The sequence below is a fragment of the Pseudomonas californiensis genome (genome assembly GCF_021147775.1).
GTDB classification, from domain to species: Bacteria; Pseudomonadota; Gammaproteobacteria; order Pseudomonadales; family Pseudomonadaceae; genus Aquipseudomonas; species Aquipseudomonas californiensis.
Genome location: NZ_JAGTPK010000004.1, coordinates 119,771 through 142,528, shown reverse-complemented (window position 1 = coordinate 142,528; position 22,758 = coordinate 119,771). Strand labels below are relative to the sequence as shown.

Below are 22,758 nucleotides of genomic sequence, written 5' to 3'. Positions count from 1 at the left end.
ATGGATTTTCGGGCCAAATCCTCTGCCAAAGCTGCACTGAACGCCGCCAGACAGGCCATTACGCAGTAACCCGTTCAGTGACCCATCAGTCAGCGCTTTACCTGCTCATTGCGGGTGAGTAACGTCTGCTCACTTCAATAAAAGGAATCGCGTCATGAGTGATCTGGTCTCGTACCACCTGGACGATGGTATCGCCACCCTGACCCTGAACAATGGCAAGGTCAATGCCATTTCTCCGGAAGTCATCATCGCGCTCAACAGCGCACTGGATCAGGCCGAAAAAGACCGCGCGGTAGTGATCGTGACCGGGCAGCCGGGCATTCTCTCGGGTGGCTATGACCTCAAGGTCATGACCTCGAGTGCCGAAGCCGCGATCAATCTGGTTGCCCAGGGTTCGACCCTGGCAAGAAGGCTGCTTTCGCATCCATTCCCCGTGATTGTTGCCTGCCCGGGCCATGCCATAGCCAAAGGTGCCTTTCTGCTGCTCTCGGCAGACTATCGGATAGGTGTGGAAGGCGCGTTCAACATCGGCCTCAACGAAATTCAGATCGGCATGACCATGCACCACGCAGGTATCGAACTGGCGCGCGATCGACTCCGCAAGTCGGCGTTCAATCGCTCGGTCATCAACGCCGAGATCTTCAACCCGCAGGACGCCATGGCGGCAGGTTTCCTGGATCAGGTGGTCAGCATCGAAGCGCTGCCCGAAACGGCGCGTGCGGTTGCAACTCAACTGAAAAAAATCAACATGAACGCCCACAAGAAAACCAAGCTCAAGGTCAGAAAAGCATTGCTCGACACCCTCGACGCTGCGATTGAACTGGATAAACAGCACTCGCTTCAAGGTTGATCAAAGCCCGCAGATGCGGGCTTTTGTTTGTGGGCGAACTCGTAGGCGTTTGGATAATCTCATCAGCCACAGCGCATCGTTTGATGCGCCACTGCCACATTGAAGAAGCGATAGCACCATGGGTCGAGTTGTTGCAGCAGCGGTTTACAGCAAAGGCAAAAAAGTCCGCGACATCACCCTCGACGAAGGCGCGGCATGGGCCGCCAAGCCCGACCACTTTGTGTGGATCGGCCTGGAGCAGCCCAACGCGCAAGAACTGACCAGCTTGAAGAACCAGTTCAATTTGCATGAACTGGCCCTTGAAGATGCCATGGAAGTGCACAGTCGTCCCAAGCTCGAAACCTTCGGCGACGCCCTGTTTATCGTGACTTACGCCCCGGTGCGTGATAACGGAAAATTGCTGTTTATAGAAACCCATATCTTCGCTGGCAAGGGCTACATCATTACTTCACGCAACGGCCATTCCAAGTCTTATGGGCTGGTGCGCCAGCGCTGCGAAGCCAGGCCACTGTTGCTTGAGCACGGCGAAGACTTTGTTTTGTACGCCCTGCTCGACTTTGTGACCGAAAACTACCAGCCCGTGACCGAAGCGATTCATGCCGAACTGGAAGTATTGGAGCAGAACGTTCTGGGCGGCGCGTTGCGCGAGGCTGACATCCAGAATATTCATTCGCTGCGCCGTGACTTGTTGCGTATGCGCCGCTACGTGGCACCGATGGTAGAAGTGGGCGAAGAACTGCAGAAGCTGAGTTTCCCGTTCATCGACAAGAACATGCGCCCGTACTTCCGGGACGTGGAAATTCATGTCAAACGACAGATGGAAGACTTGGGCAACCTGTGCGACATCGCCAGCCAGACCATTGAAATCGGTCTGCTGCTGGAGTCATCCCGGCAAAGTATCGTGCAACGCAAGTTCGCCGGTTGGGCAGCGATCCTCGCATTCCCGACGGCCATCGCTGGCATCTATGGGATGAATTTCGAGAACATGCCCGAACTGACCTGGCATTACGGGTACTTCATTGTGCTGGGCGTGATTGTGGGCGGCTGCTCGGCGCTGTTTGCGAGCTTCAAGCGTTCGGGCTGGCTCTAGGCGCCGACGACGCGAAGAAAGAAAGCTGCATCCTGTCGCACAACGGTAATGCTCCGCTGTGCGCACAGGGTGATTGTGATCAGAGCGCTGGAGACTCTGGCTTGTGTGCCACGAAACGCATCATCCATTCAGCAACGGTCACGCCATGGTGGTCGTGTTCCAGGCTGGCCACGCCTTTCTGATAGACCTGCTCGCCCAGCGACTGCTGGCGAATATCCAGTAACGTACGCGAATAGTCGTGAATGAACTCGGGATGCCCCTGGAAACACAGCACCTGATGATTGATGTGGTAGGCGGCGAACGGGCAGAACTCGCTGGAGGCGATCACAGTGGCATTCTGCGGCAACTCCGTGACCTGGTCCTGATGGCTGATCAACAGGGTCAGCTTGTCCACCGCAGGCGTCATCCAGGCCGTGGCGGCCGCCAACTGATAATGGTGAGTGCCCACACCCCAACCCTGAGTCGCGCGCTCGGTCTTGCCGCCCAGCAGCAATGCCAGCAACTGATGACCGAAGCAAATACCCAGCAACTTGTCGCCACGCTCGTACAGCTTGAGCAGGTAAATCTTCAGCGTTTGAATCCAGGGGTCGACACCGAATGAATCGGCCTTGCTTCCGGTGACAAGGTAAGCATCAAACTGCTCATCTTCCGAAGGGTATACGCCCTGCATCACGTTATAAACCGTGAACGTAGCAGCAATAGGCTGGCGTGCGAACAGCAGCTCGAACATGCGCCCATAACCGTGATATTGCTCTACCAACTCGGGGCGCAGAATATCGGTTTCCAGAATACAGATGCGTAACGACATGACGGAGGGACCTGAAGCAATGATGGCGATAGCGCACCGGCGCAGACTGCCCTGAATGCCATGTCCAGATCAAGTGGTGCTTGGCTTGAAACAAGCAGTTTGGCAAACGTCGACAAACGCAACGGCAAAACAGCAGGCTAATTCGATTCAGTCTTGTTCCGAGCGGTCAGTCCGCCATTTTCAAATGTAGGAATTTTCCTGCCCGGACGAACGGTAGAAAGCTAACGATTATGCTCGACGCGTCTAGTCAAGGCATTCTCACCGAGACGCAGACATTTTAATTCCATATCAAACTAAAAACGCTTTTCAAAATTCTTAACGGTTCTAAATAGTGGTGCACGCGCGCTCTAAGGTTAAGTCTGTAACAGGGTGGCGCTACAAAAAAGGCGCCCATTCCGGGGTTGCCGATCCTCTGATCGGGCCCACCTGTTCAACGATTTCACCTTTGCCAGCTGATTGGAGTGCTGCGTGTCGGGGCCTTCAATCGGCTGTTGTCGCTCAGGAATAACAACAAAAGGCGGACAGCCATGTTCAAACGCTCAAAAGTACGTCAGGCGGGGCTTATTCTCTTTGCTACCACCCTCATATTGATTTTGCCCAACCTGAACCGGTTGTTCGGCTGACCCTGCATGCGCTATCAGCCAGCCTTTAACTGTGCCACTCTTCCCTTACACAACTAAGGAGGCAGGTTCATGCGCCAGGGACTAGCGATAATCATGTTGGCAACCAGCGTTGCCGCTCACGCCGGTGTGGTTGATCAGGCTGCTGCGGTGGCTGCGCTAAAAGAAGGCAAGTTGGCGATGGATATCCGTAGCCAGACTGACTATGACGCTGGCACCGTCCTGAATGCGGTGCGGGTTGACAACGTGCGTCTGGTCAATCAGATGAAGCAGGTGCTTACTGATCGCAACTCGGTGTTTGTGATCTTCAGCAGCTCCAATGAAAAAGCCAACACGGCCCAGGACAAACTGACGAAAGCCGGGTACTACAGCGTGATCAACGGCGGTAATTATGAAGAGCTGCATAACGCGCTCTATGACATCAGCGACGACCCTGCCGAATAAGCCAGATGTTGCGCGGCATGGAAAGCGTCAAGTCTATCGTGGTTACTCGCAGTCCATGTTCACAAGAAATACCTGACGCCCCACGCCGACCTGAACGAAGGTCGGCGCAATACGCGTAACACCCTGACTGAAACCCTCTCACCTATCTATTGATGCTGGGCCTGGACCTGAACCCGGACCTTGGGTTTCGGCGTGCTGCTGACCATGGGTGAAACGACGACTTTGGCGTGCATCTGCTCGGACCCACCGCCACGACGCATGCCGCGCACCGGACAGGCATCGAGATAATCCAGCCCTACCGCCAGTTTCAGATGGCGTTCGGGAATCGCCAACTGGTTGGTCACATCAAAGCTGTACCACGCGTCATCAATCCATGCCTCGGCCCATGCGTGACTGGACAGGTGATCGCTGTCTTCGCTGCACAAGTAACCCGACACATAACGCGCAGGTACGCCCAGGCTTCGGGCGCAGGCCAGAAACGCATGGGTGTGGTCCTGACAGACACCGGAGCGTCCGGCGAACGCCTTGGCGGCGCTGGTATCGACTTCGGTCGTGCCTTGCGTGTAGGTCATGTGCTGATTCAGCGCCTGCATGAGGTCGATCAACACCGTACGGTCGGTGCGCTGACCGCAATGCTTGATAGCGAAACTGCGGATCGCTTCATCAGGCTCTGTCAGGCGCGTGACGCGCAAGAACGGAAACGCCGACTGGCTTTCGTGTTCAGCCTCGCGCGTCTGGTCGATTTCGACCTGCCCTCGTGCCCCGATGATGATTTCTTCGTGAGGCTCTTCCAGACTTAGTACATGCAGAATGTTGCCAAACGGGTCGATTTGCGCGCGTACCGGCCGGGGCAGCGTCAACTGCCAACTGAGCACTTGCTGTCGCTGGCTGTCGCTTGGGGTCAGGCGCAGATACTGAATGCTGGAGCGGACCTGATCGTCGTAGTGATAGGTGGTCTCGTGGCTAATTGAGAGTCTCATGCAGCCTCCAGATACGAAATGTGAATGGCATCACCCAGTTGGGCCAGCATCGGAATGAACTCGTTCAACCACTCATGCAGGCCTTCGTCCAGGATCTCGTCGATACTGGTGTAGCGCAGTCTTGCATCCATCTCCGCGGCCATGCGTTGGGCAGGCCGACCATTGATGCCGGGCAGACTGGCGAGAATAAGGTCCATCTCCTCCAGACAGGCCCGTAGCGAGCGAGGAATGTCGGCGCGTAATAGCAGCAGTTCGGCAACCTGACGGGCGCCGGGTGCATCGCGATAGACCTCGGTGTAGGCCTCGAACGAAGACAAGGCTCGCAACAGGGCGCTCCACTGGTAGTAACCGGCTGCCGAGTTGTCCGCCGCCGCGTTGGCCTGAGGCCCACGCAACTCAAGCATTTCATAACGCGCATCGAGCATGCGCATCGTGTTGTCGGCGCGCTCGATAAAGGTCCCCAGACGAATAAACCGGAATGCGTCGTTGCGCATGATGGTGCCGTAGGTGGCACCACGAAACAGGTGCGAACGCTCCTTGACCCATTCGCAGAAACGGCTCATGCCATAACGCGTCAGGCCCTGCTGAGCGATACCGCGTATCTCCAGCCAAGTGGAATTGATGTTTTCCCACATATCGGCGGTGATACGCCCACGCACGGCATGGGCGCTTGCCCGTGCAGCGCCCAGACAGCTGTAAATGCTGGCAGGGTTGGTCGCGTCCAGGGCGAAGAAGTGCAGCATACGCTCGGCATGCAGCTCGCCATGGCGTTCAACATAGGTTTCAAGCGTGCCGGTGATCAACAACGGCATGGCTATTTCATCCAGCCCGTCACCGCGCCCGTCCTGGGGCATCAGCGACAGCGAATAGCTCACGTCCAGCATGCGGGCGAGGTTCTCCGCTCGCTCCAGGTAACGCGACATCCAGAAAAGATCCGAGGCAGTTCTACTTAACATTGGCAGGCATCCTTAATCCTCGACGACCCAGGTGTCTTTGGTTCCACCACCTTGAGACGAATTGACCACCAGCGAGCCTTCACGCAACGCCACTCGGGTAAGACCACCAGGTACAACACGCGTCTCTCGCCCGGACAGCACGAAGGGACGCAAGTCGATGTGCCGCGGAGCAATGCCGTTCTCGACAAATGTCGGACAGGTCGACAGGCACAACGTGGGCTGGGCAATGTAGGCATGCGGCTTGGCCTTGAGTCGTGCCCGGAAGGCCTCGATCTCGGCAGCGGTCGCAGCCGGGCCTACCAGCATTCCGTAACCGCCGGAGCCCTGAGTTTCCTTGACAACCAGGTCACCCAGGTTGGCCAGCACATGGGAAAGCTCTTCAGGCTTGCGGCACTGCCAGGTGGGCACGTTCTTCAGAATCGGCTCTTCGTCCAGATAGAAACGGATCATGTCCGTGACATACGGGTAGACCGATTTATCGTCCGCAACCCCTGTGCCAATAGCGTTGGCCAGCACGACGTTACCGCTGCGGTAGGCGGCCAGCAGACCCGGGACACCCAGCATCGAATCCGGATTGAACGCCAGTGGATCGAGGAACGCATCGTCGAGACGACGATAGATCACGTCTACAGCCTTGGGACCATCGGTCGTGCGCATGAAGACTCGATCATCACGCACAAACAGATCGGCGCCTTCCACCAGTTCGACACCCATCTCGCGTGCCAGAAACGCATGCTCGAAGAACGCACTGTTGAAACGTCCGGGCGTCAGTACCACCACGCTCGGATTGTCGAGATGACTTGAACTCTTGAGTGTGTCGAGCAGCAGATTAGGGTAATGATCGATCGGCGCGATGCGCTGTGCCGCGAACAGTTCTGGGAACAGACGCATCATCATCTTGCGGTCTTCGAGCATGTAGCTGACGCCACTGGGCGTGCGAAGGTTGTCCTCAAGCACGTAGTAAGTGCCGTCGCCATCGCGTACCAGGTCGACGCCAGAAATATGCGAATACAGATCGCGGTGCAGATTCAGGCCCTGCATCGCCAACTGGTATTGTTCGTTGGCGAGCACCTGTTCCGCAGGAATGATCCCGGCCTTGATGATGCGCTGATCGTGGTAAAGATCGGCCAGAAACATGTTCAGCGCCTTGACGCGCTGAATGCAGCCTCGCTCAACGATGCGCCATTCACTGGCCGGAATGCTGCGAGGAATGGTATCGAAGGGAATAAGCCTTTCGGTGCCCTGCTCGTCACCATAGAGCGTGAACGTGATGCCGGCGCGATGAAACAGTAAATCGGCTTCACGACGACGCTGAGCAAGAAGCTCAGGAGGCGTGTCACCCAACCACCGGGCGAATTCCCGATAGTGCGGGCGGACCAGACCGCCAGCGTCGTACATCTCGTCATAAAAGGTGCGGATCATGCCGTACTCCTTGTCACCATGGACACCAAGACCTTCGCAAGGCCCGTGCCATCGGCATAAACGCTTGAATATCAATAAGTTAGATAAACATTTGACGATCTACGCACCATTCCTGTGCACTAAACGCTTAAGCCAATTCTCCTACGCCTCATTCGGAAGCGTCATTCAACCGTGAAATCTATGAACAGCATAGTCAGAGTTGATTTCCGCTGGCGATATTAGTTCGCCATAATCGCCAGCAACTGAGCAAACACGGCATCAAACGCCACTATCGCCCTGAAATATTTTTTTGACGCTTTGCCGTTTCTGCGTTGATAGCACTCGTATCCGCAACTGACTTCCCTTTGAGCCACTCGATTGAGTGGCTTTTTTTTGCCCAAAAGAAGTGCCCGACCGCAGCAAGCTGATACACAGTGATGATGCGAAGGTTCGAAATGCTACAAGTTCTGCTTGTCCGGCATCAGAAACCAGACCGGCCGATCCAGGACATCATCCCGAATCAGCCGGTCAGTTATCGCGCGCAACACATCACGCGTGCAGTCTTCTGATCTCCTGTGTCACGCCCCAGCCTTCAACCTCCCCGTCCATTGGCGAAATAACCATCTGAAAATCTTGCTCGAAGTCGCCGATAGCATCGTAGGTGGCATACATGACCTTGCTCAGTTGCAAGTGCCACGCACCGTCGTCACGAATGTTGATCTGGGTATTAAGGGACTCACCACGAAATTGCTCTGCAGCCTGCCGTGCCCGTTCCTCGTCGGGGAAAATGGCATAAAACTCAATGGGATGAATTCGTGCAAAGTCAAAACCGCCTTCTTTCATGCGGCGCAGTACGCTACTGCTGATGTCCTCTTGATAGGCTGTGCTCATGAAACGTCCTCCTATGCAACGATAGATAGAGTTTCAACTCTTCCCTGGGCGACCACCTGGCGGGGGTCGCGACACGACAGTTAATCCGACGCGGGGAATCAAGCATGTAGCTGACCAGACCTGGCCTTGGGACAGGCCGGGTACGACATGTGGCAGAGGTCGCCCTAGCGACCTCAATTGCAGAGTAGACCCATAGCGGGGCCGTTGCCAAGTGTCTGGCATGACAAGACTTTTATCGAGGAGCGGAATCAGCTTGTTTCTGTAATGGAAATGATCTGGACACTGTTGTGGTCCTTGAGCGTCTTGACCGTAGGTTCGCTGGTGCGTCCATCGAGATCGTTGAGATCCAGCTCGCCCGTGACCGGGAAGAGGTTCTTGCGAAGAAGCTGCGCGGCCTCCTCCTCGCTGGGACGTTCCTGATACTCAACTTCGTGACGCTGCTGTACACCATCCTTATCGAGATACGAAATGGCCCACTGTTTCATCAATGCCTCCAGAACGAAGCCAGACACTCCGGCTTACAACATCTGGACTCTCTGAGGGATACATTCGTTCAAATGGATTGCGGGCCGACGACCACTTCAAAACCGCCCATGCAAAAGGCCCTTGCAGTGAATGCCAAGGGCCTTTTTGTGTAATGCGGGTGCAGAATCAGCCGTTCGGCTCGCCAGGTCGTCCGGGCGAGCCGTAGGGGCATCAGTTCCTGTTTTTGCTGGCCTCCACACCAGCCGTGTTATCCAGCAGGCTTTTGGTGGCCGTCTGCAGGAAGCTTTCAAGCTTGCGCTTGAGCTCCTGAGTATCCGGCGCGTCCGGCACTTCCTCAGCATGCGGCTTGGCGCCCAGCGTGTAGGTCAGCAACTTGGCCGGCATTTCGGTTGGTTCGATCAGGATGCGATTACCGCTGATGATCGCAACCACCTGCTCGCTGCCCGATGGCTTGATCACACCAAAGCCCTTGTCGCCTTCCGGCAGGTTGAGCAGGTCACGTCCCCAGCACTGGTTACGGGTTTGGCCACCCAGGCGACCCATGATGGTTGGAACCACATCCACCTGCGTACCCACGATGCTGCTGCGCTGACCGAACTTCTCCTGCATGCCAGGAGCAATCAGCAGCAACGGCACGTTGAAACGACCCAGGTCCATTTCGGTCAGCTGCCTGTTGTTGCCAAAACCATGGTCGCCCAACACGACGAACAACGTGTTTTTGTAGTACGGCTCTTTTTTGGCCTTCTCGAAGAACTGACCCAACGCCCAGTCGGAATACCGCATGGCGGTCAAATGCTCGTCCAGAGAGCCATGGCCGGTCACGCGCTCGACCGGCAGGTTTTCCGGCAGTGCATATGGGGTATGGTTGGACAGCGTCTGCAACAAGGCATAGAACGGCTTACCGTTCTGACGGGCTTTGAGCTCCACTGCGCCGCGGTCGAACATGTCCTGATCGGACACGCCCCAGGTCGGATCAGAGAACACCGGATTGACGAAGTCTTCACGCCCGACGAAGTTGGTCATGCCCTGGTTGCTGAAGAAGCCTGACTGGTTGTCCCAGGCAAAATTGCCGTTGTAGACATACACGTCGTCGTAATTGCGGCCAGCGCTGAGCAGTTGCGGCAGGCCCGAAAGCTTGTGGCTGCCTTCCGGCGTCTGCATCAGGTATTCGAAACCTGGCAGGTTCGGGAAGCAGGCCATGGTGGCGAACATGCCCTGGTGGGTGTGTGTACCGTTCGAGAAGAAGTGATCGAACAGCAGACCTTCCTTGGACAGCCGGTCGAAGTTCGGCGTGATGTTGGCATCGCTGCCGAGTGCGCCCACCGAGTGACCGGCGAAGCTTTCCATCAGGATCACGACGACATTACGGATCGGCAGCGTGTTTTCTGCTGGAGGCGTGAAGTCACGACGCACAGCGGCGATATCCGGCTCGACCAGCTTGTCATGAGAGGTCAGTAGCATGTCACGCACGGTCTGCTGGGCATCCGCCTGAGGCAGCGTGGCCTTCCAGATATTGTCGCGATCCTCGGACATACGACTCTTGGCTGCAGTGATCAGCGTCAAGGTGCCGTTGAGGCCCAACTGGTTGGCGAAGTTGGAGTCTGTGGTGTACGCGTCGCCCCAGCGCAGCGGCGGCCCCTGGCGCAATGTGCCACGTGCGCAGATCACTGCGACGATCAACACCAGAAAGAACACGCCGATACGCAGGTACCACGGCGCAATCGACCGTCCACTGCTACTGCTGACGCTGAACTCGCGTCGCGGACGAGTGACCCGATCGATGCCCTTGAATACCAGACTCAACAGCCACGTCACAGCGGCCCATGCCAGCAAGTAACGCACCACCGGAAAGCCGTACCACAACATGCTCAGGACGGTCTTGGGGTCTTCCTTGACGTACTGGAAGACCAGACCATTGAGGCGCTGGTGGAACTCACGGTAGAAGTCCATCTCCATCAGGCCGAAGAACAGCGTGATGCTGCCGACCAGTGTCAGCCAGAACCGGAAAAACCCGCGCGCCGCCATAGCCCGAGCGCTGAACAAGGCCAGCATCAGAGGGATCAGCAGATAGACCGTCAGGCGCAGGTCGAAACGCATGCCGTTGAACAGCGCCTCGATGAAAGTGGAAGCTGGCGTGTCGCCAATCATCTCGCGGTTGTAAACCAGCAGGCCGATACGCAGCAGCGTGTACATCACCATCAGGGCGAAGCCACTGAGCAATGTGTAAGCCAGATGCGATTTGACGGTGGGGTTTTGCAGGCGGGACAAGGCTTGCCGATGAATCTGGGCGTCCGTTTTGGCCATGGTTGTCAGGATCCGGTGGATTCAGGGTTGGGTTCAGGCATGCGAAACCGGCCTTCCATCGAATGGCAGCCCGGTTGCAGGGGGGCAGATACTACTTGATCGCCGGTCATTTGGCGCTCGTTGAACCTGTAAAGGTATCTGCGTGTTCAGCTTCGCGCGCAATTCTGTAGCAGGCATTGTGAAAAATTCGTCGCATCTCGCTACGTCGCAACGGCCTGTCGCTAGCCGTTCGGTCAGCAGACCGAACGTGGCGCGACAGGCTGCCAGGCTTTAAGTGTCAGTCATTGCTCGGCTTGTTGACCGCGTTTAGCACGTATTGCGGCAATGCAAACGAACCGATATGCACTTCAGGGTTGTAGTAACGCGTGACAATGCCACTGCCCGCAAAACGCTGGCGCAGTGTTTCCAATGGCAGCTTGCGGTAGGCCGCGTTGGTGGCACCCCAGGCGAAAGTCATGGCGCCGCCGATGTAAGTCGGGATCGCCGCCTGATAGAAGTGCCAGTCGGCAAACAGACCGTTCATACGACCCGCAGTGGTTTGCACGCCACTCAGCTGCATGAACGGCGTGCCGTTCTGAGTGACCAGAATGCCCCCTTCGTTCAGGCAGCGATGACAAGCCTGATAGAAGTTTTCCGAGAACAGCACTTCACCCGGACCGATCGGATCGGTGGAGTCAGAAATGATCACGTCAAACTTCTCTTCGGTCGTGGCCACGAAGCGCATGCCATCGTCGATCACCAGATTCAGGCGTGAGTCCTCGAAGGCACCATTGGAGTGGTTCGGCAGAAACTCCTTGCACATCTCGACCACGGTAGCGTCGATCTCGACCATCGTGATGTGCTCAACGGTGAGGTGCTTGGCCACTTCACGCAGCATGCCGCCGTCACCACCACCAATGATCAGCACGCGCTTGGCAGCGCCGTGCGCCAGAATCGGCACGTGAGTCAGCATTTCGTGGTAGATGAACTCGTCCGCTTCGGTGGTCTGGATCACGCCATCAAGCGCCATCACCCGGCCCATGCGCGGGTTCTGGAAAATCACCAGGTGCTGGTGGTCGGTACGCACTTCGTGAAGCATTTTTTCCATACGAAAGCGCTGGCCGTAGCCTTCGTACAACGTTTCCTGATAATCACTCATGGGTAATCTCCTGATGAATAAGAATGACAGGACGACCAACCGCCCGCACAAAGGCGCGCATTCTACTGTGCGCAACATGACAGGTCGAACCTCTCTGTCTGCGCTTCGCTGCACATGAATCACACGTGACGGCCCATAAAGCAAAAAACGCCTGATTGCCGAGGGCAATCAAGCGTTTTTCCGATGTGAGCCAGGTCAGATACGCACGTTACCGCGCGGCCCTGCAATTGCCCAGATGATCAGGCCCAACACAGGCAGAATCACGATCAACAATATCCAGAGAATTTTCTTCCCGGTTTCGGCGCCACTTTTCAGCACATTGATGATGGCCCAGATATCGAGAGCCAAAATGATCAAGCCGACCAGACTATTAAACGTGGAACCCATGATGTTGCCCCTGATTGAGTACTGACCCTTCTAGGATAGTTGCGCTGTTCGGGGGTTCCGTTGAACCAACCGCTTATTTTCAGGCTCCGAAACGGAGCTCATACCTGTTTTTGTCTTTGCTGCGGCCAGTGTTCCGTCAGCGCTCTCACAAAGGTGCCGCTTTTTATGCAAACACCCGCACACCCTCGAACGCTCTGGTCGTCCTGGTCTGCCCAGTTACACAAAAGCCCACTGGTAAGCCTGGGCTTTATCCTTGCGCTCGTGATTATCCTCGGCCTCGGCGGTATCAGCCTCTATAACGCCTTTGTCGGCACCAGCCAGGTTACTTTCAATTACGCGCTGCTCGGCGGAACAGCGGGTTTTGCCGCCACGGCGCTGGGCGCCATGATAGCCGTAGCGTTTCGGGACATTGCGCAGCGCACTCAGGACATCATGCTTGGCTTCGCGGCGGGCATGATGCTCGCTGCCAGTTCGTTTTCGCTGATCTTGCCGGGCCTCGAAGCCGCCCGGGAAATCACAGGCACGGGACCACTCGCGGCGGCAACGGTGGTTACCGGCCTCGCGCTGGGCGTGTTGCTGATGCTGGGGCTGGACCGATTCACGCCCCATGAGCACGAAAGCGTGGGCCGACAAGGGCCGCACTCGGATCGAATCAATCGGGTCTGGCTTTTCGTGCTGGCAATCACCCTTCACAACCTGCCGGAAGGAATGGCCATCGGCGTCAGCTTTGCTGGCGGTGACATGAACGTCGGCCTGCCGCTGACCACGGCCATCGCGCTTCAGGACATTCCGGAAGGCCTGGCAATCGCCCTCGCCCTGCGCGCCACCGGCCTGTCCGCGTTCAAGGCGATGCTGGTCGCCGTCGGCTCAGGCCTGATGGAGCCGCTCGGTGCCCTGGTGGGCCTGGGGATTTCCAGCGGTTTCGCAATTGCCTACCCACTCAGCATGGGGCTGGCAGCGGGCGCGATGATATTTGTGGTCTCACATGAGGTGATCCCGGAAACCCACCGCAACGGCCATCAGACCTCGGCAACGCTGGGCCTGATGGGCGGGTTCGGGGTGATGATGTTTCTCGACACGGCCCTGGGCTGAGCCCTTGGCTGATCCTCAGCCGCGCAGCGCTTCCAGCGAAGGCGCGGCATGGATACCTGCAACCGCCGCCAACTCCAGCACGCGTGCCTGATCGCAGCCATATACCAGTACGGCCTGCAATTCATCATCCAGCGGCTGACTGAAGTCCATCAGTACGTAACCGCCCATTTCCGTGTTCATGCTGCTCAACTGGATCTGGATGCGATTAAGCGCCACCAGCGGTTCGACCTTGGCCAATTGCTTTGGCTTGATGTTGAACGCCACGTCCTTGCCAAACGACTGGACGATCTGCTCGAACAGGTCCATGTAGGTGTCGGCCTGAAACAGAACGGTTTCCGGCAGACTGCCGACCACCACCCATTCACCCAATGCTATGGGGAAGGTGTCGTCGTAATTCACATCGGGGTTGGCGGCCAGAAAGGCCTGCGGGTCGGCGTAGGCCTGAGCAGCTTCGTCGGCGATGCCGGCGATTTCATCATCGCTCATGCACCCCGAACTGACTTTGCTGATGAGTTCGACCAGTGGGTCTTTCATGGGGGGCAATCCTGAAGGCGGGAAAAAAGAGGCGCGAAGGATAACGGGAAATCCTTCGCGCCTCTACGCTATCAGTCACACTTGCGTCGTCAGATCCCGGTATCAGCCCGTTTGAACACCCAGCCGGGTCAACTGCTCTGCTGTCCCGGTGGCGCCCATTGCCTGAGCCGCACCCAGGGCGCTGATGCCCTTGGCGTCTCGGGCGTGAGGATCAGCACCTTGCGCGATCAGGTAGTCAACGATTTCGATGCGGTTGAACATGGCAGCCATCATCAGTGCAGTACGGCCATCCGCAGCGGCCCCCTCAACACTGGCTCCGCCTTCAACCAACAGCTTGACCACCGGCAGGTCACCCTTGAATGCCGCGCCTGCAATCGGGCTCTGGCCGTTGTCATTGCGAATTTCCGGATCTGCCTTGTGGTTCAGCAGCACCCGAACCGCATCCTGGTGGCCGTGGTAGCTGGCAAGCATCAGCAGCGTATCGCCTTTATGGTTACGGAAGTCGGCAGGCAGGCCTTTCTCCAGAAGACGCTCAAGCATTACCGCGTCACCCTGGCGGGCGACGTCAAATACCTGCTCGGCGAACTCCGCGGTCTCTTCATCGGTCATAGTCTTCGGCTGGCCGAGATTTGAATCAGTCATGGGTCGCTCCTTGGCGTGCGGTCATCCGGGAATCCGATGTACCCGGTAGCGGTACACACAGTGACCGCAAGTCTTGCCAGCTGTTCGGTCCGTATCAAGCTATGTCTTTGATAGCAAAAAATGTGATGTCGTCGCCTTCCCTCTCCGCTGACAATCCCCTCAAACCGGCAAAATGCAGGACGCTCGAAAGGGGTTCATGCAAAATGCACGAACAACGAAAAATCGCCATATCATAACTTATTGATTTTAAAAGAAAAAATAAAGAACAAAAGCTGGCACAGACACTGCACTAGTACTTCCAAGCTTGTTATCCCATGAGCAATGGAGCCGCTAGACATGACTTTTATTCAAGAAAAATTCGCTTCCGTATTCTCCGACTACAACGTGACTACTCAGCCTCGTCCTGACGGCGGTGTGTTGTTGTCCCTGCGCAACGATGAAGGCAAACAAATCCGTCGCTCGGTTTCTTATGCCCAACTGCACACCCCAGTACAGCTGGAGTGGGTGATCAGCGCAATTCGTCGTGACCTTGCTGCTCAAGCAAGTGAACTGCCAGCGATCTCGATGTTGCAAAGCCAGCACCGCTTTGACTTGCCGACGTACCACACACGTTGATAGTTATTGATGTTCCGCGCCGTCCGAAATGGGCGGCGGATGTTTTACGCTCTCTCATCCCTTGTTAGCCGCGATAGCAGTTTTGTTATCGCGGTTTTTTTTCGACCACAAGAATTGCGTTTGATCACGGCAGACTTCTCATCATCTGATCAGTGGATCAAACCGCGACACAGCGCTTCACCGACTGCCTGAGCCCGGTTGGCGACGCCCAGCTTTGAATAGATCGCCTTGAGGTGATATTTCACTGTGGCCTCGGACACTTCGCGGATGGCGGAAATTTCCCACACAGTTTTGCCGTCTCGCGCCCACTGCAATACTTCAAGCTCCTTGTGCGTCAGCCCACGAGCACGAAACTTGATGCCCCGACCCACCCGGTGCAACACCGGTACCAGGCTGGTGATCAGGTATTTATCGTCCGTTGTCGCGTGGCGCCGCATACCTCCCAACGTGCAAATCGAGGTCACGCCATCTGCCCCTCGACAATGGCTTGTGTAGCCATAGGACAAGGCCGGGATAATGTCGCAGGTTTCCAGCACGTCGATATATGAGGAAGGCGGCGGGTAGCTTTCAAGCGCATCATCCCAGTCCAGAAACCCGAGCGCGTTGCGATAGAAGCGAATGACGGGGTCGTCCGCCATCATCTGGCGCTGGCGATAGGCGTCTCCCCAGGCGTCGTCAACGTTGGACGTGATAAACGTGAGCAGCAGCGGCCCCTTGAATTGGTAAAACAACGCCCGATCGCACCGGCATTCGCTGCGGAGCCACTGGAGTGCATTTTCAATGGCGGCTTCGCCGTCAAGTTCGGTAATGGTTCTGACCATTTGCTCTATCAATAAACCCATTGTTTCGTTGTTGGTCGTGGCACCGCACATCGCTGCCGCTCTTCTTCCCCGCTCAGACACCGTGGCGCTCCTGGTCAACAAAGGGGTCAATGGCGGGCAACTTACACGACTGAAGGCGTTTAAAAACAACCCCCCGAACAAACAGGATTAACGTACTGACAGGCAGGCAGCGTCCGACCTGCAAGCCGGACGCAGCTTACAGATAAAGACCTGATTCGAGGCTATGGGGGACTCGAGACGAGCCTGGCGTATCACGCTGATAGAGTGCTGCCAGGCCGGGCTCGTCCAGGACGGGGAAAACGATGATCAGAACGTCGAGGGATCGATGACAGCGAAGCTGGCCACGTTTTCGTGCCCGCTCAGAACACCGCCCACACGGACCAGCCCGCAGGTTGCCATGCCAGCGGCCTGCGCAGCGTCGAGTTCCTCGACGATGTCCGACAGGAACAGAATCTCACCTGCCTCACAGCCGATGGCCTGGGTAATGCTGCGATAAGACTGGGCGTCACGCTTGGGGCCGGACGTGGTATCGAAATAACCGCTGAACAGCCCGGAAAGGTCGCCCGCCTCAGAGCAACCAAAAATCAGTTGCTGCGCCTGTATTGAGCCCGAAGAGTAGACGTACAACCGGTAGCCTTCTTCGTGCCAGCGCTTCAACGCTTCAACCGCGTCAGGGTAGACATGGCCTTTGAGCTGTCCGGCGTTGTAACCCTCGGCCCAGATCATGCCCTGCAACGCTTTGAGCGGCGTTGCCTTGCGGTCCTCGGCAATCCATTCCAGCAAAATCTCTATGACCCGTTCGAGATTTGCCTCTGGCTCGTCGCTCTCTGCTCGCACTGCGTCGAGCTGCGCCGCCACAGACGGCTCAGCGGCATGGTGGCGAACGAACTCTGGCAGATGTTTTTTGGCATACGGAAACAGCACGTCGAATACGAAACTCACGGCGCTGGTGGTGCCTTCGATATCCGTGAGGATGAATTTTATGGACATCTGGGTGGGGCTCCTGTCGGGCGACACTGGCTTGGGTGAGATCAAACAACGCACGAAGTGATCAGCCGATCAGTCTTCCAGCCGAGGGAAACGACCCGCAATGTCTTCACCGGTGAAGTTCGCTACCCAGCCTTCTGGATTGTTGAACAGGCGAATCGCAACGAAATGTGGGTTTTCCCCCATATCGAACCAGTGCCGAGTGCCGGCCGGAACCGAAATCAGATCGTTCTTTTCGCAAAGCACGGCATAGACGTAATCATCGATGTGCAGCGTGAACAGGCCACGGCCGGCCACGAAGAAACGTACCTCATTCTCACCATGACGGTGCTCTTCAAGAAATTTGGCACGCAATTCGGCTTTTTGCGGGTGATCGCTGTTGAGGCTGATCACGTCCACTGTCACATAACCGTGCCGGGTCATCAGCGTATCGATCTGTGTGCGATAGGCGTTGATGACCTCTTCCTGGCTGGCGCCCGGCGTGATCGGCGTCGCAGCTTCCCAGCGGTCGAACGCCACACCGTGCTCGGCGAGCGTCGAGGCGATATCTTCAAGATGGGTCAGTACCTTGTTGGGTACCTCGGGGCTTGAAACGTGATAAACGGACAGACTGCTCATGGAGTGTTTCCTCGGCTATCGGCGTGGGCCAACGCCTTCCGGCTTTTACAGGCCGGTCAGGCAAAGAACGTTTTAGTGGCTGAAGGTCAGCGATTCAATACAGAACGCATCTTCAGCTCGCATTCGAACAAAAACTCGAATGCTTCTATCTGGCGCAGTGCATCACTCATTTTCGCACCCCAGGTGTACAGACCGTGACCGCGGATGAGGTAACCGGCGCAGTCGGGATGCGCGTCCAGCCAAGGCTGTACCTTGGCTGCCAGACGGGCAATGTCCTGATCGTTGTCGAAGATCGGTACCACGACACGCGACTCGTGGGTGACTACACCCTGGAAAGCCTTTTGCAGCTCGTAGTCCTCAAAGACCAGGTGGTCGATCTCGGTCAACCGGGACAGCACTGTCGCATTCACAGAGTGAGTATGCAGCACAGCGCCGACCTGTGGCCGGCAGCTGTAAAGCTGGGTATGCAGCAAGGTTTCGGCGGACGGTTTTTTGCCTGGCTCCAGGCTGTTGCCGGCAAGATCAGTCGCCAGTACATCTTCACTACCCAGTCGGCCCTTGTGCTTGCCCGACACAGTCAACAGCGCCTCACTGGCCGACAGTCTTACCGAATAATTGCTGCTGGTGGCTGGCGACCAGCCACGGCCGTACAAAAACCGCCCGGCCTCAATGATTTCCAGAGCCAGTTGCTCGCGGGTCATACACCTTCCTCTTTCTTGGGTGTGACAATAATGACGGCTGCGGCCAACGCCGCAAGGCTGGCGATGGCAAACGTCCAGGATGGCCCCAGCGCAGTCCAGCTGTAGCCCGAATAAAGCGCGCCCAATGCGCCACCGACGCCGGACAAGGCAGCATACAGCGCCTGCCCCTGGCCTTGCTGGCGTGAGCCAAAGCTACGTTGCACGAAATGGATGGCAGCCGCGTGAAAGCTGCCGAAGGTTGCCGCATGCATGACCTGGGCAATCAACAAGGCCAGCACATGCTCGGCAAATGCGCCCAGCAATATCCAGCGTGCAGCGGCCAACAGGAAACTGGCCAGCAACACCTGACGCACCGAGAAACGCTGCAGGACGCGGCTCATCACCATGAACATCAGCACTTCGGCCACCACGCCGACGGCCCACAGCAGACCGATCAGGCCGCGGCTATAACCGAGCGCCTCCAGGTGCAAGGTGAGAAAGGTGTAATACGGGCCATGACTGAGCAGCATCAGCGCCACGCTGACGTAGAACGCCAGAACGCCGGGCCTTGTGAGTTGCTTGAGAAAGCCTCCTTCATCTGCCTCCCGGGTCGACACCACCGGCTGCGCATTCGGCACCCACCAACTGCTGAGCGCTATACCGCCCATGACCACCAGCAGCACTTGTGGAAAAAGGTCCAGACTGAACCACTCGAACAGACGGCCCAGCACCACCACGGCCAGAATGAAGCCGATCGAACCCCACAGACGGATCTGACTGTAGCGTGATGTCTGCCCTTGCAGGTGCGCCAGGGTAATGACCTCGAACTGCGGCAGGATGGCATGCCAGAAGAACGCGTACAGCGCCATGACCATCGCCAGCCACGCGTAGCTCTTGTCGACCAGAATCAGCGAAAACGCCAGCAGCGTGCAGATGGCGCCAAATCGGACGATGGTCAGTCGCCGTCCGGTGTAATCACCCAGCCAACCCCAGATGTTGGGCGCGACACAACGCATCAGCATCGGGATGGCGATCAGTTCGCCGATCCGCGCACTGGAGAACCCCAGATGATGAAGGTAAAGCGACATGAACGGCGCCGCCGAGCCGAGCAAGGCGAAATAGCAGAGATAGAACCCGGACAGCCGCCAGTAAGGCAACTGTCCGCCGGTCATAGGCGTCACGCTAGCAGCCCGTGACCGTGACTGTGTCCATTACAGCTGAGCCAACACAGGGGTGCTGATGTTGACATCGGCATTCTGCCCGCGGTGGCGAAGCAGATGGTCCAGCAGCACGATCGCCATCATGGCCTCAGCGATCGGCGTGGCGCGGATACCCACGCACGGGTCATGGCGACCTTTGGTAATCACGTCCGCCGCATTGCCATCAACATCGATGGAACGACCCGGCGTGGTAATACTGGATGTCGGTTTGAGCGCCAAATGCGCAATGATCGGCTGACCGGACGAGATTCCGCCCAGAATGCCGCCAGCCTGGTTGGACAGGAAGCCTTGAGGGGTCATCTCGTCGCGATGCTCGGTACCGCGTTGCGCAACGCAATCGAACCCGGCGCCGATCTCGACGCCCTTGACGGCATTGATACTCATCAGCGCATGCGCCAGCTCGGCATCCAGACGGTCAAAGATCGGCTCACCAAGGCCGGGCATTACACCCTCCGCGACCACCGTGATCTTCGCTCCAACCGAATCCTGATCGCGACGCAACTGGTCCATGTAGGCTTCCAGTTCAGGCACCTTGCCAGGATCAGGGCAGAAAAATGCGTTGTCCTCGACACAATCCCAGGTCTTGAACGGGATCTGGATCGGGCCCAACTGGCTCATATAGCCCCGAATCACGATGCCCTGGGTGGCAAGATACTTCTTGGCGATCGCCCCGGCAGCTACGCGCATGGCAGTTTCACGCGCAGAACTGCGGCCACCTCCACGGTAATCACGAATGCCATATTTGTGGTGATAGGTGTAGTCGGCATGCGCTGGGCGGAACAGATCCTTGATTGCGGAATAGTCCTTGGACTTCTGATCGGTATTGCGGATCAGCAGGCCGATGGAGGCACCGGTGGTCTTGCCCTCGAACACACCGGAAAGAATTTCGACTTCGTCGGCTTCCTGGCGCTGCGTGGTGTGGCGGCTGGTACCTGGCTTGCGCCGGTCCAGATCACGCTGCAGGTCCTGCAGGTCCAGTTCAAGCCCCGGTGGGCAGCCGTCTACGATAGCGACCAGCGCCGGGCCATGGCTTTCGCCAGCGGTGGTGACAGTGAACAGCTTGCCGAAAGTGTTGCCGGACATGCGGGCGCTCCGAAAAATCAGCCAAAAAACCAGATCGTTAAACCAAGCGCGCCAGTATACGCAGGCTCGCCGTTCAGTTCATCCTCGAACCTTCCGTGACGGTACGCGTCCAAGCGAAACCCCGACCCAATGATGGCGATGCGATGTTATCTGTAAACACTCTTGCTCTTGCTGCAACAACGCTGCGTCGCTTGACGTTGCCCGTGGCGCTGTTACTGAGTCTGCTCAGTGGAATGGCCAGTGCCGCCGCGCCCAGCGTGGTGCAGCGCCCTATCAGCGTCGACACCGGCAACGGCAAGCTGTACGGCACGCTGCTACTGCCGCGCTCCGACAAACCGGTGCCAGTGGTGCTGATCATCGCGGGCTCCGGCCCCACCGACCGCAATGGCAATAACCCCGAAGGCGGGCGTAACGACAGCATGAAACGCCTGGCCGTTATCCTCGCCAGCAACAATATTGCCAGCGTGCGCTACGACAAACGCGGCGTAGCGGCCAGCAAGGCCGTCACGCCCGACGAGCGCAATTTGAGCGTCGAGGGCTATGTGGCGGATGTTCAACTCTGGGTGCGTGCAATCCGGGCCAACCCGCGTCTCGGCCCGCTGATCCTGCTGGGCCACAGCGAAGGGGCACTGGTGGCAAGCCTGGCCGCTGAAAAAGCGGATGCAGCCGCCGTGATCTCCGTCGCTGGTACTGGTCGCCCGGTGGATCAAGTGCTGCGCGAACAATTTCAGGAACGCTTGCCGCCAGAGCTGCTGCAGCGTAGTGACCAACTGCTGGATGAGCTCAAGGCTGGCAAAACCGACGACAACGTGCCGCCAGAGCTGGAAGTGGTATTCCGCCCCAGCGTACAACCTTATCTGATTTCACTCTTCAGGCAGGACCCCGCGGCCGCGTTTGGCGCGCTGCGCATGCCCGCGTTGATTGTTCAGGGCCGCAACGATATCCAGGTCGGGGTGGGCGATGCGCTGTTGCTGAAAAAAGCCAGGCCGGATGCCGAACTGGCGCTGATCGACGGGATGAATCACGTGCTGCGCATCGTACCGGATGATCTTGAACAGCAATTACTTTCCTACCGTAACCCGACGCAGCCCTTGGCTGAGGAGGTAACGGCACGCATCCTGCGCTTCATCCGCGGACTGCCAGCGGCCTGACCAGAAGTTTTGGCGTCAGGAACCGTAAACCCTTCAGTCCGGAGAAATTCTGCCGATAGCGATGTGCTGGCGCTGTGTTTGCTACACAAGGCCATGGACAGGATCGCCATCAATGACTGACACACATACCATGACCGAAACCGCTGCTGAAACCGTCATCGCCGAAGCCCCGCTGCCACCTCAGCCGTGGGAAGACGTGCTGCCCGAGCACTTCCAGATGCTGCGTCTGTCGCCACTCCCGACTGACCGCACTACAGGCGGTCGGCCGCTGCGTTTCGTGCAGTTCGGTCGTGCCGAGCGGCACAGCAAGGAACTCAGTCTGCTGCGCATCAACATCCAGCTGCCCGGCCAACGGGTGCGCAAGGAACAGAACAATCTGGATATCTGGGCCGATCACGAAAAGCGCATTGTGCGTTTCGGGCCGGAATCCGGCCTGCAGATCGAGCCGTGGAACCGTGGCATCGGTCGGTTCCTGATCGCCCATGGTGTGCATTGGGCGCAGAAGCGCTGGTCGTCATACAAAATCGAAAGCGTTGCGCTGGCCAGCAAGGACGGTCTCAACGAAGACACCCGCCTGCGTCGGGACCATTTCCTGCGCACATTGGGCTTTGAAGTGGCCTATGCCGATGCCCAGCACATGAAAGGCTCCATCAAGGACGTGCATGTCGGCAACCTGCACAGCACCTGGAACAATGACAAGGTGCAGATCATCGAGATTCTCGAAGCTTCGCAAATGCTGGAAAAGGCCGAGAAGAACCTGATCGAGCAGGAAGTGACCATTCGCCAGCACGAAGACCGCGTCAGCAAATACAAGCGCGAAGACAGCAGCTTGCGTTTCACCATCGCGTGCCTGGTAACGTTCGCCGTGTTTCAGGCCGGTCTGCTGATCTGGATCGCGACACACCGTTGAGAAACGGGCTGACAATGCCAGCCCGCGCC

General features: G+C 57.4%; 24 protein-coding genes. 7 read left to right on the top strand and 17 right to left on the bottom strand.

Annotated elements, in window-relative coordinates:
• Positions 1 to 154: 154 nt before the first annotated feature.
• Positions 155 to 850 carry a crotonase/enoyl-CoA hydratase family protein gene (locus KDX37_RS05705; RefSeq protein WP_231651712.1) on the top strand — a complete coding sequence of 232 codons (696 nt, stop codon included), beginning with the start codon at positions 155 to 157 and terminating at the stop codon, positions 848 to 850.
• Between the two features lie 118 nt (positions 851 to 968).
• On the top strand, positions 969 to 1,940 hold the full coding sequence (locus tag KDX37_RS05700; RefSeq protein WP_231651711.1) for a magnesium and cobalt transport protein CorA: 972 nt from the start codon (positions 969 to 971) through the stop codon (positions 1,938 to 1,940).
• Positions 1,941 to 2,019: 79 nt separating this feature from the next.
• Here KDX37_RS05700 and KDX37_RS05695 read toward each other — a convergent pair whose 3' ends face one another.
• Entirely contained in the window at positions 2,020 to 2,748 is a 729-nt protein-coding gene (locus tag KDX37_RS05695; RefSeq protein ID WP_231651710.1) for an amidotransferase, read from the bottom strand.
• A 692-nt stretch (positions 2,749 to 3,440) separates the two neighbouring features.
• On the opposite strand from KDX37_RS05695, the gene KDX37_RS05690 reads away from it, so the two are divergent.
• Complete coding sequence (locus KDX37_RS05690) at positions 3,441 to 3,812, top strand: rhodanese-like domain-containing protein (protein WP_231651709.1); 372 nt, start codon at positions 3,441 to 3,443, stop codon at positions 3,810 to 3,812.
• 146 nt (positions 3,813 to 3,958) lie between these two features.
• Here KDX37_RS05690 and KDX37_RS05685 read toward each other — a convergent pair whose 3' ends face one another.
• The 8 genes from KDX37_RS05685 to KDX37_RS05650 all read right to left on the bottom strand — a co-directional run bounded on the left by KDX37_RS05685 (position 3,959) and on the right by KDX37_RS05650 (position 12,355).
• Positions 3,959 to 4,792, bottom strand: a complete 834-nt coding sequence (locus KDX37_RS05685; RefSeq protein WP_231651708.1) for a transglutaminase family protein — start codon at positions 4,790 to 4,792, stop codon at positions 3,959 to 3,961.
• Positions 4,789 to 5,748, bottom strand: coding sequence for an alpha-E domain-containing protein (locus KDX37_RS05680; protein ID WP_231651707.1), 960 nt, complete (start codon positions 5,746 to 5,748; stop codon positions 4,789 to 4,791). Before KDX37_RS05680 ends, KDX37_RS05685 begins: the two co-directional genes overlap by 4 nt.
• A 12-nt stretch (positions 5,749 to 5,760) precedes the next feature.
• Positions 5,761 to 7,170 carry a circularly permuted type 2 ATP-grasp protein gene (locus KDX37_RS05675; RefSeq protein WP_231651706.1) on the bottom strand — a complete coding sequence of 470 codons (1,410 nt, stop codon included), beginning with the start codon at positions 7,168 to 7,170 and terminating at the stop codon, positions 5,761 to 5,763.
• A gap of 528 nt (positions 7,171 to 7,698) precedes the next feature.
• Positions 7,699 to 8,040 (bottom strand): ribonuclease E inhibitor RraB, encoded by a 342-nt coding sequence (locus KDX37_RS05670; RefSeq protein WP_231651705.1) that lies wholly within the window; start codon positions 8,038 to 8,040, stop codon positions 7,699 to 7,701.
• A 248-nt stretch (positions 8,041 to 8,288) separates the two neighbouring features.
• Positions 8,289 to 8,525, bottom strand: coding sequence for a hypothetical protein (locus KDX37_RS05665; RefSeq protein ID WP_231651704.1), 237 nt, complete (start codon positions 8,523 to 8,525; stop codon positions 8,289 to 8,291).
• A 211-nt stretch (positions 8,526 to 8,736) separates the two neighbouring features.
• Positions 8,737 to 10,830 carry an LTA synthase family protein gene (locus KDX37_RS05660; protein ID WP_231651703.1) on the bottom strand — a complete coding sequence of 698 codons (2,094 nt, stop codon included), beginning with the start codon at positions 10,828 to 10,830 and terminating at the stop codon, positions 8,737 to 8,739.
• A gap of 277 nt (positions 10,831 to 11,107) precedes the next feature.
• Positions 11,108 to 11,968 carry a polyamine aminopropyltransferase gene (speE, locus tag KDX37_RS05655; protein WP_231651702.1) on the bottom strand — a complete coding sequence of 287 codons (861 nt, stop codon included), beginning with the start codon at positions 11,966 to 11,968 and terminating at the stop codon, positions 11,108 to 11,110.
• A 195-nt stretch (positions 11,969 to 12,163) separates the two neighbouring features.
• A complete protein-coding gene (locus KDX37_RS05650; protein ID WP_231651701.1) occupies positions 12,164 to 12,355 on the bottom strand; it encodes a PLDc N-terminal domain-containing protein in 192 nt (63 codons plus the stop codon).
• A 165-nt stretch (positions 12,356 to 12,520) separates the two neighbouring features.
• Here KDX37_RS05650 and KDX37_RS05645 point away from each other — a divergent pair, with 165 nt between their 5' ends.
• A complete protein-coding gene (locus KDX37_RS05645) occupies positions 12,521 to 13,447 on the top strand; it encodes a ZIP family metal transporter (RefSeq protein ID WP_231651700.1) in 927 nt (308 codons plus the stop codon).
• Between the two features lie 15 nt (positions 13,448 to 13,462).
• Here KDX37_RS05645 and KDX37_RS05640 read toward each other — a convergent pair whose 3' ends face one another.
• Positions 13,463 to 13,981: a hypothetical protein gene (locus tag KDX37_RS05640; protein WP_231651699.1), complete on the bottom strand. Its 519-nt coding sequence runs from the start codon at positions 13,979 to 13,981 to the stop codon at positions 13,463 to 13,465.
• A 102-nt stretch (positions 13,982 to 14,083) separates the two neighbouring features.
• Positions 14,084 to 14,623, bottom strand: a complete 540-nt coding sequence (locus KDX37_RS05635) for an ankyrin repeat domain-containing protein (RefSeq protein ID WP_231651698.1) — start codon at positions 14,621 to 14,623, stop codon at positions 14,084 to 14,086.
• A 336-nt stretch (positions 14,624 to 14,959) separates the two neighbouring features.
• Between KDX37_RS05635 and KDX37_RS05630 the strand changes: the two genes are divergently transcribed.
• Positions 14,960 to 15,238 carry a DUF3509 domain-containing protein gene (locus tag KDX37_RS05630; RefSeq protein ID WP_231651697.1) on the top strand — a complete coding sequence of 93 codons (279 nt, stop codon included), beginning with the start codon at positions 14,960 to 14,962 and terminating at the stop codon, positions 15,236 to 15,238.
• A 149-nt stretch (positions 15,239 to 15,387) separates the two neighbouring features.
• Here the strand turns inward: KDX37_RS05630 and KDX37_RS05625 are convergent, their stop codons facing one another.
• From KDX37_RS05625 to aroC, 6 genes are all read right to left on the bottom strand, one after another.
• Positions 15,388 to 16,110, bottom strand: a complete 723-nt coding sequence (locus KDX37_RS05625) for a helix-turn-helix transcriptional regulator (protein WP_231651811.1) — start codon at positions 16,108 to 16,110, stop codon at positions 15,388 to 15,390.
• A gap of 276 nt (positions 16,111 to 16,386) precedes the next feature.
• Positions 16,387 to 17,070: an acireductone synthase gene (gene mtnC, locus KDX37_RS05620; RefSeq protein WP_231651696.1), complete on the bottom strand. Its 684-nt coding sequence runs from the start codon at positions 17,068 to 17,070 to the stop codon at positions 16,387 to 16,389.
• A gap of 69 nt (positions 17,071 to 17,139) precedes the next feature.
• Positions 17,140 to 17,685, bottom strand: a complete 546-nt coding sequence (locus tag KDX37_RS05615; protein WP_231651695.1) for a 1,2-dihydroxy-3-keto-5-methylthiopentene dioxygenase — start codon at positions 17,683 to 17,685, stop codon at positions 17,140 to 17,142.
• Between the two features lie 86 nt (positions 17,686 to 17,771).
• A complete protein-coding gene (locus tag KDX37_RS05610; protein ID WP_231651694.1) occupies positions 17,772 to 18,386 on the bottom strand; it encodes a methylthioribulose 1-phosphate dehydratase in 615 nt (204 codons plus the stop codon).
• A complete protein-coding gene (locus KDX37_RS05605) occupies positions 18,383 to 19,537 on the bottom strand; it encodes an MFS transporter (protein WP_231651810.1) in 1,155 nt (384 codons plus the stop codon). The genes KDX37_RS05610 and KDX37_RS05605 overlap by 4 nt, the downstream gene beginning before the upstream one ends.
• Positions 19,538 to 19,576: 39 nt before the next feature.
• On the bottom strand, positions 19,577 to 20,668 hold the full coding sequence (aroC, locus tag KDX37_RS05600) for a chorismate synthase (RefSeq protein ID WP_231651693.1): 1,092 nt from the start codon (positions 20,666 to 20,668) through the stop codon (positions 19,577 to 19,579).
• Positions 20,669 to 20,811: 143 nt separating this feature from the next.
• On the opposite strand from aroC, the gene KDX37_RS05595 reads away from it, so the two are divergent.
• Together KDX37_RS05595 and KDX37_RS05590 are read left to right on the top strand one after the other, a co-directional pair.
• Positions 20,812 to 21,819, top strand: a complete 1,008-nt coding sequence (locus tag KDX37_RS05595) for an alpha/beta hydrolase (RefSeq protein WP_231651692.1) — start codon at positions 20,812 to 20,814, stop codon at positions 21,817 to 21,819.
• Positions 21,820 to 21,931: 112 nt separating this feature from the next.
• Positions 21,932 to 22,729: a hypothetical protein gene (locus KDX37_RS05590; RefSeq protein ID WP_231651691.1), complete on the top strand. Its 798-nt coding sequence runs from the start codon at positions 21,932 to 21,934 to the stop codon at positions 22,727 to 22,729.
• The last annotated feature ends 29 nt before the right edge of the window (positions 22,730 to 22,758 follow it).

What these genes read in the sequence shown, in the direction of transcription:
- KDX37_RS05705 (WP_231651712.1), top strand. Translation starts at nt 155, where the DNA reads ATGAGTGATCTGGTCTCGTACCACCTGGACGATGGTATCGCCACCCTG.
- KDX37_RS05700 (WP_231651711.1), top strand. Translation starts at nt 969, where the DNA reads ATGGGTCGAGTTGTTGCAGCAGCGGTTTACAGCAAAGGCAAAAAAGTC.
- KDX37_RS05695 (WP_231651710.1), bottom strand. Translation starts at nt 2,748, where the DNA reads ATGTCGTTACGCATCTGTATTCTGGAAACCGATATTCTGCGCCCCGAG.
- KDX37_RS05690 (WP_231651709.1), top strand. Translation starts at nt 3,441, where the DNA reads ATGCGCCAGGGACTAGCGATAATCATGTTGGCAACCAGCGTTGCCGCT.
- KDX37_RS05685 (WP_231651708.1), bottom strand. Translation starts at nt 4,792, where the DNA reads ATGAGACTCTCAATTAGCCACGAGACCACCTATCACTACGACGATCAG.
- KDX37_RS05680 (WP_231651707.1), bottom strand. Translation starts at nt 5,748, where the DNA reads ATGTTAAGTAGAACTGCCTCGGATCTTTTCTGGATGTCGCGTTACCTG.
- KDX37_RS05675 (WP_231651706.1), bottom strand. Translation starts at nt 7,170, where the DNA reads ATGATCCGCACCTTTTATGACGAGATGTACGACGCTGGCGGTCTGGTC.
- KDX37_RS05670 (WP_231651705.1), bottom strand. Translation starts at nt 8,040, where the DNA reads ATGAGCACAGCCTATCAAGAGGACATCAGCAGTAGCGTACTGCGCCGC.
- KDX37_RS05665 (WP_231651704.1), bottom strand. Translation starts at nt 8,525, where the DNA reads ATGAAACAGTGGGCCATTTCGTATCTCGATAAGGATGGTGTACAGCAG.
- KDX37_RS05660 (WP_231651703.1), bottom strand. Translation starts at nt 10,830, where the DNA reads ATGGCCAAAACGGACGCCCAGATTCATCGGCAAGCCTTGTCCCGCCTG.
- speE (WP_231651702.1), bottom strand. Translation starts at nt 11,968, where the DNA reads ATGAGTGATTATCAGGAAACGTTGTACGAAGGCTACGGCCAGCGCTTT.
- KDX37_RS05650 (WP_231651701.1), bottom strand. Translation starts at nt 12,355, where the DNA reads ATGGGTTCCACGTTTAATAGTCTGGTCGGCTTGATCATTTTGGCTCTC.
- KDX37_RS05645 (WP_231651700.1), top strand. Translation starts at nt 12,521, where the DNA reads ATGCAAACACCCGCACACCCTCGAACGCTCTGGTCGTCCTGGTCTGCC.
- KDX37_RS05640 (WP_231651699.1), bottom strand. Translation starts at nt 13,981, where the DNA reads ATGAAAGACCCACTGGTCGAACTCATCAGCAAAGTCAGTTCGGGGTGC.
- KDX37_RS05635 (WP_231651698.1), bottom strand. Translation starts at nt 14,623, where the DNA reads ATGACTGATTCAAATCTCGGCCAGCCGAAGACTATGACCGATGAAGAG.
- KDX37_RS05630 (WP_231651697.1), top strand. Translation starts at nt 14,960, where the DNA reads ATGACTTTTATTCAAGAAAAATTCGCTTCCGTATTCTCCGACTACAAC.
- KDX37_RS05625 (WP_231651811.1), bottom strand. Translation starts at nt 16,110, where the DNA reads ATGTGCGGTGCCACGACCAACAACGAAACAATGGGTTTATTGATAGAG.
- mtnC (WP_231651696.1), bottom strand. Translation starts at nt 17,070, where the DNA reads ATGTCCATAAAATTCATCCTCACGGATATCGAAGGCACCACCAGCGCC.
- KDX37_RS05615 (WP_231651695.1), bottom strand. Translation starts at nt 17,685, where the DNA reads ATGAGCAGTCTGTCCGTTTATCACGTTTCAAGCCCCGAGGTACCCAAC.
- KDX37_RS05610 (WP_231651694.1), bottom strand. Translation starts at nt 18,386, where the DNA reads ATGACCCGCGAGCAACTGGCTCTGGAAATCATTGAGGCCGGGCGGTTT.
- KDX37_RS05605 (WP_231651810.1), bottom strand. Translation starts at nt 19,537, where the DNA reads ATGACCGGCGGACAGTTGCCTTACTGGCGGCTGTCCGGGTTCTATCTC.
- aroC (WP_231651693.1), bottom strand. Translation starts at nt 20,668, where the DNA reads ATGTCCGGCAACACTTTCGGCAAGCTGTTCACTGTCACCACCGCTGGC.
- KDX37_RS05595 (WP_231651692.1), top strand. Translation starts at nt 20,812, where the DNA reads ATGTTATCTGTAAACACTCTTGCTCTTGCTGCAACAACGCTGCGTCGC.
- KDX37_RS05590 (WP_231651691.1), top strand. Translation starts at nt 21,932, where the DNA reads ATGACTGACACACATACCATGACCGAAACCGCTGCTGAAACCGTCATC.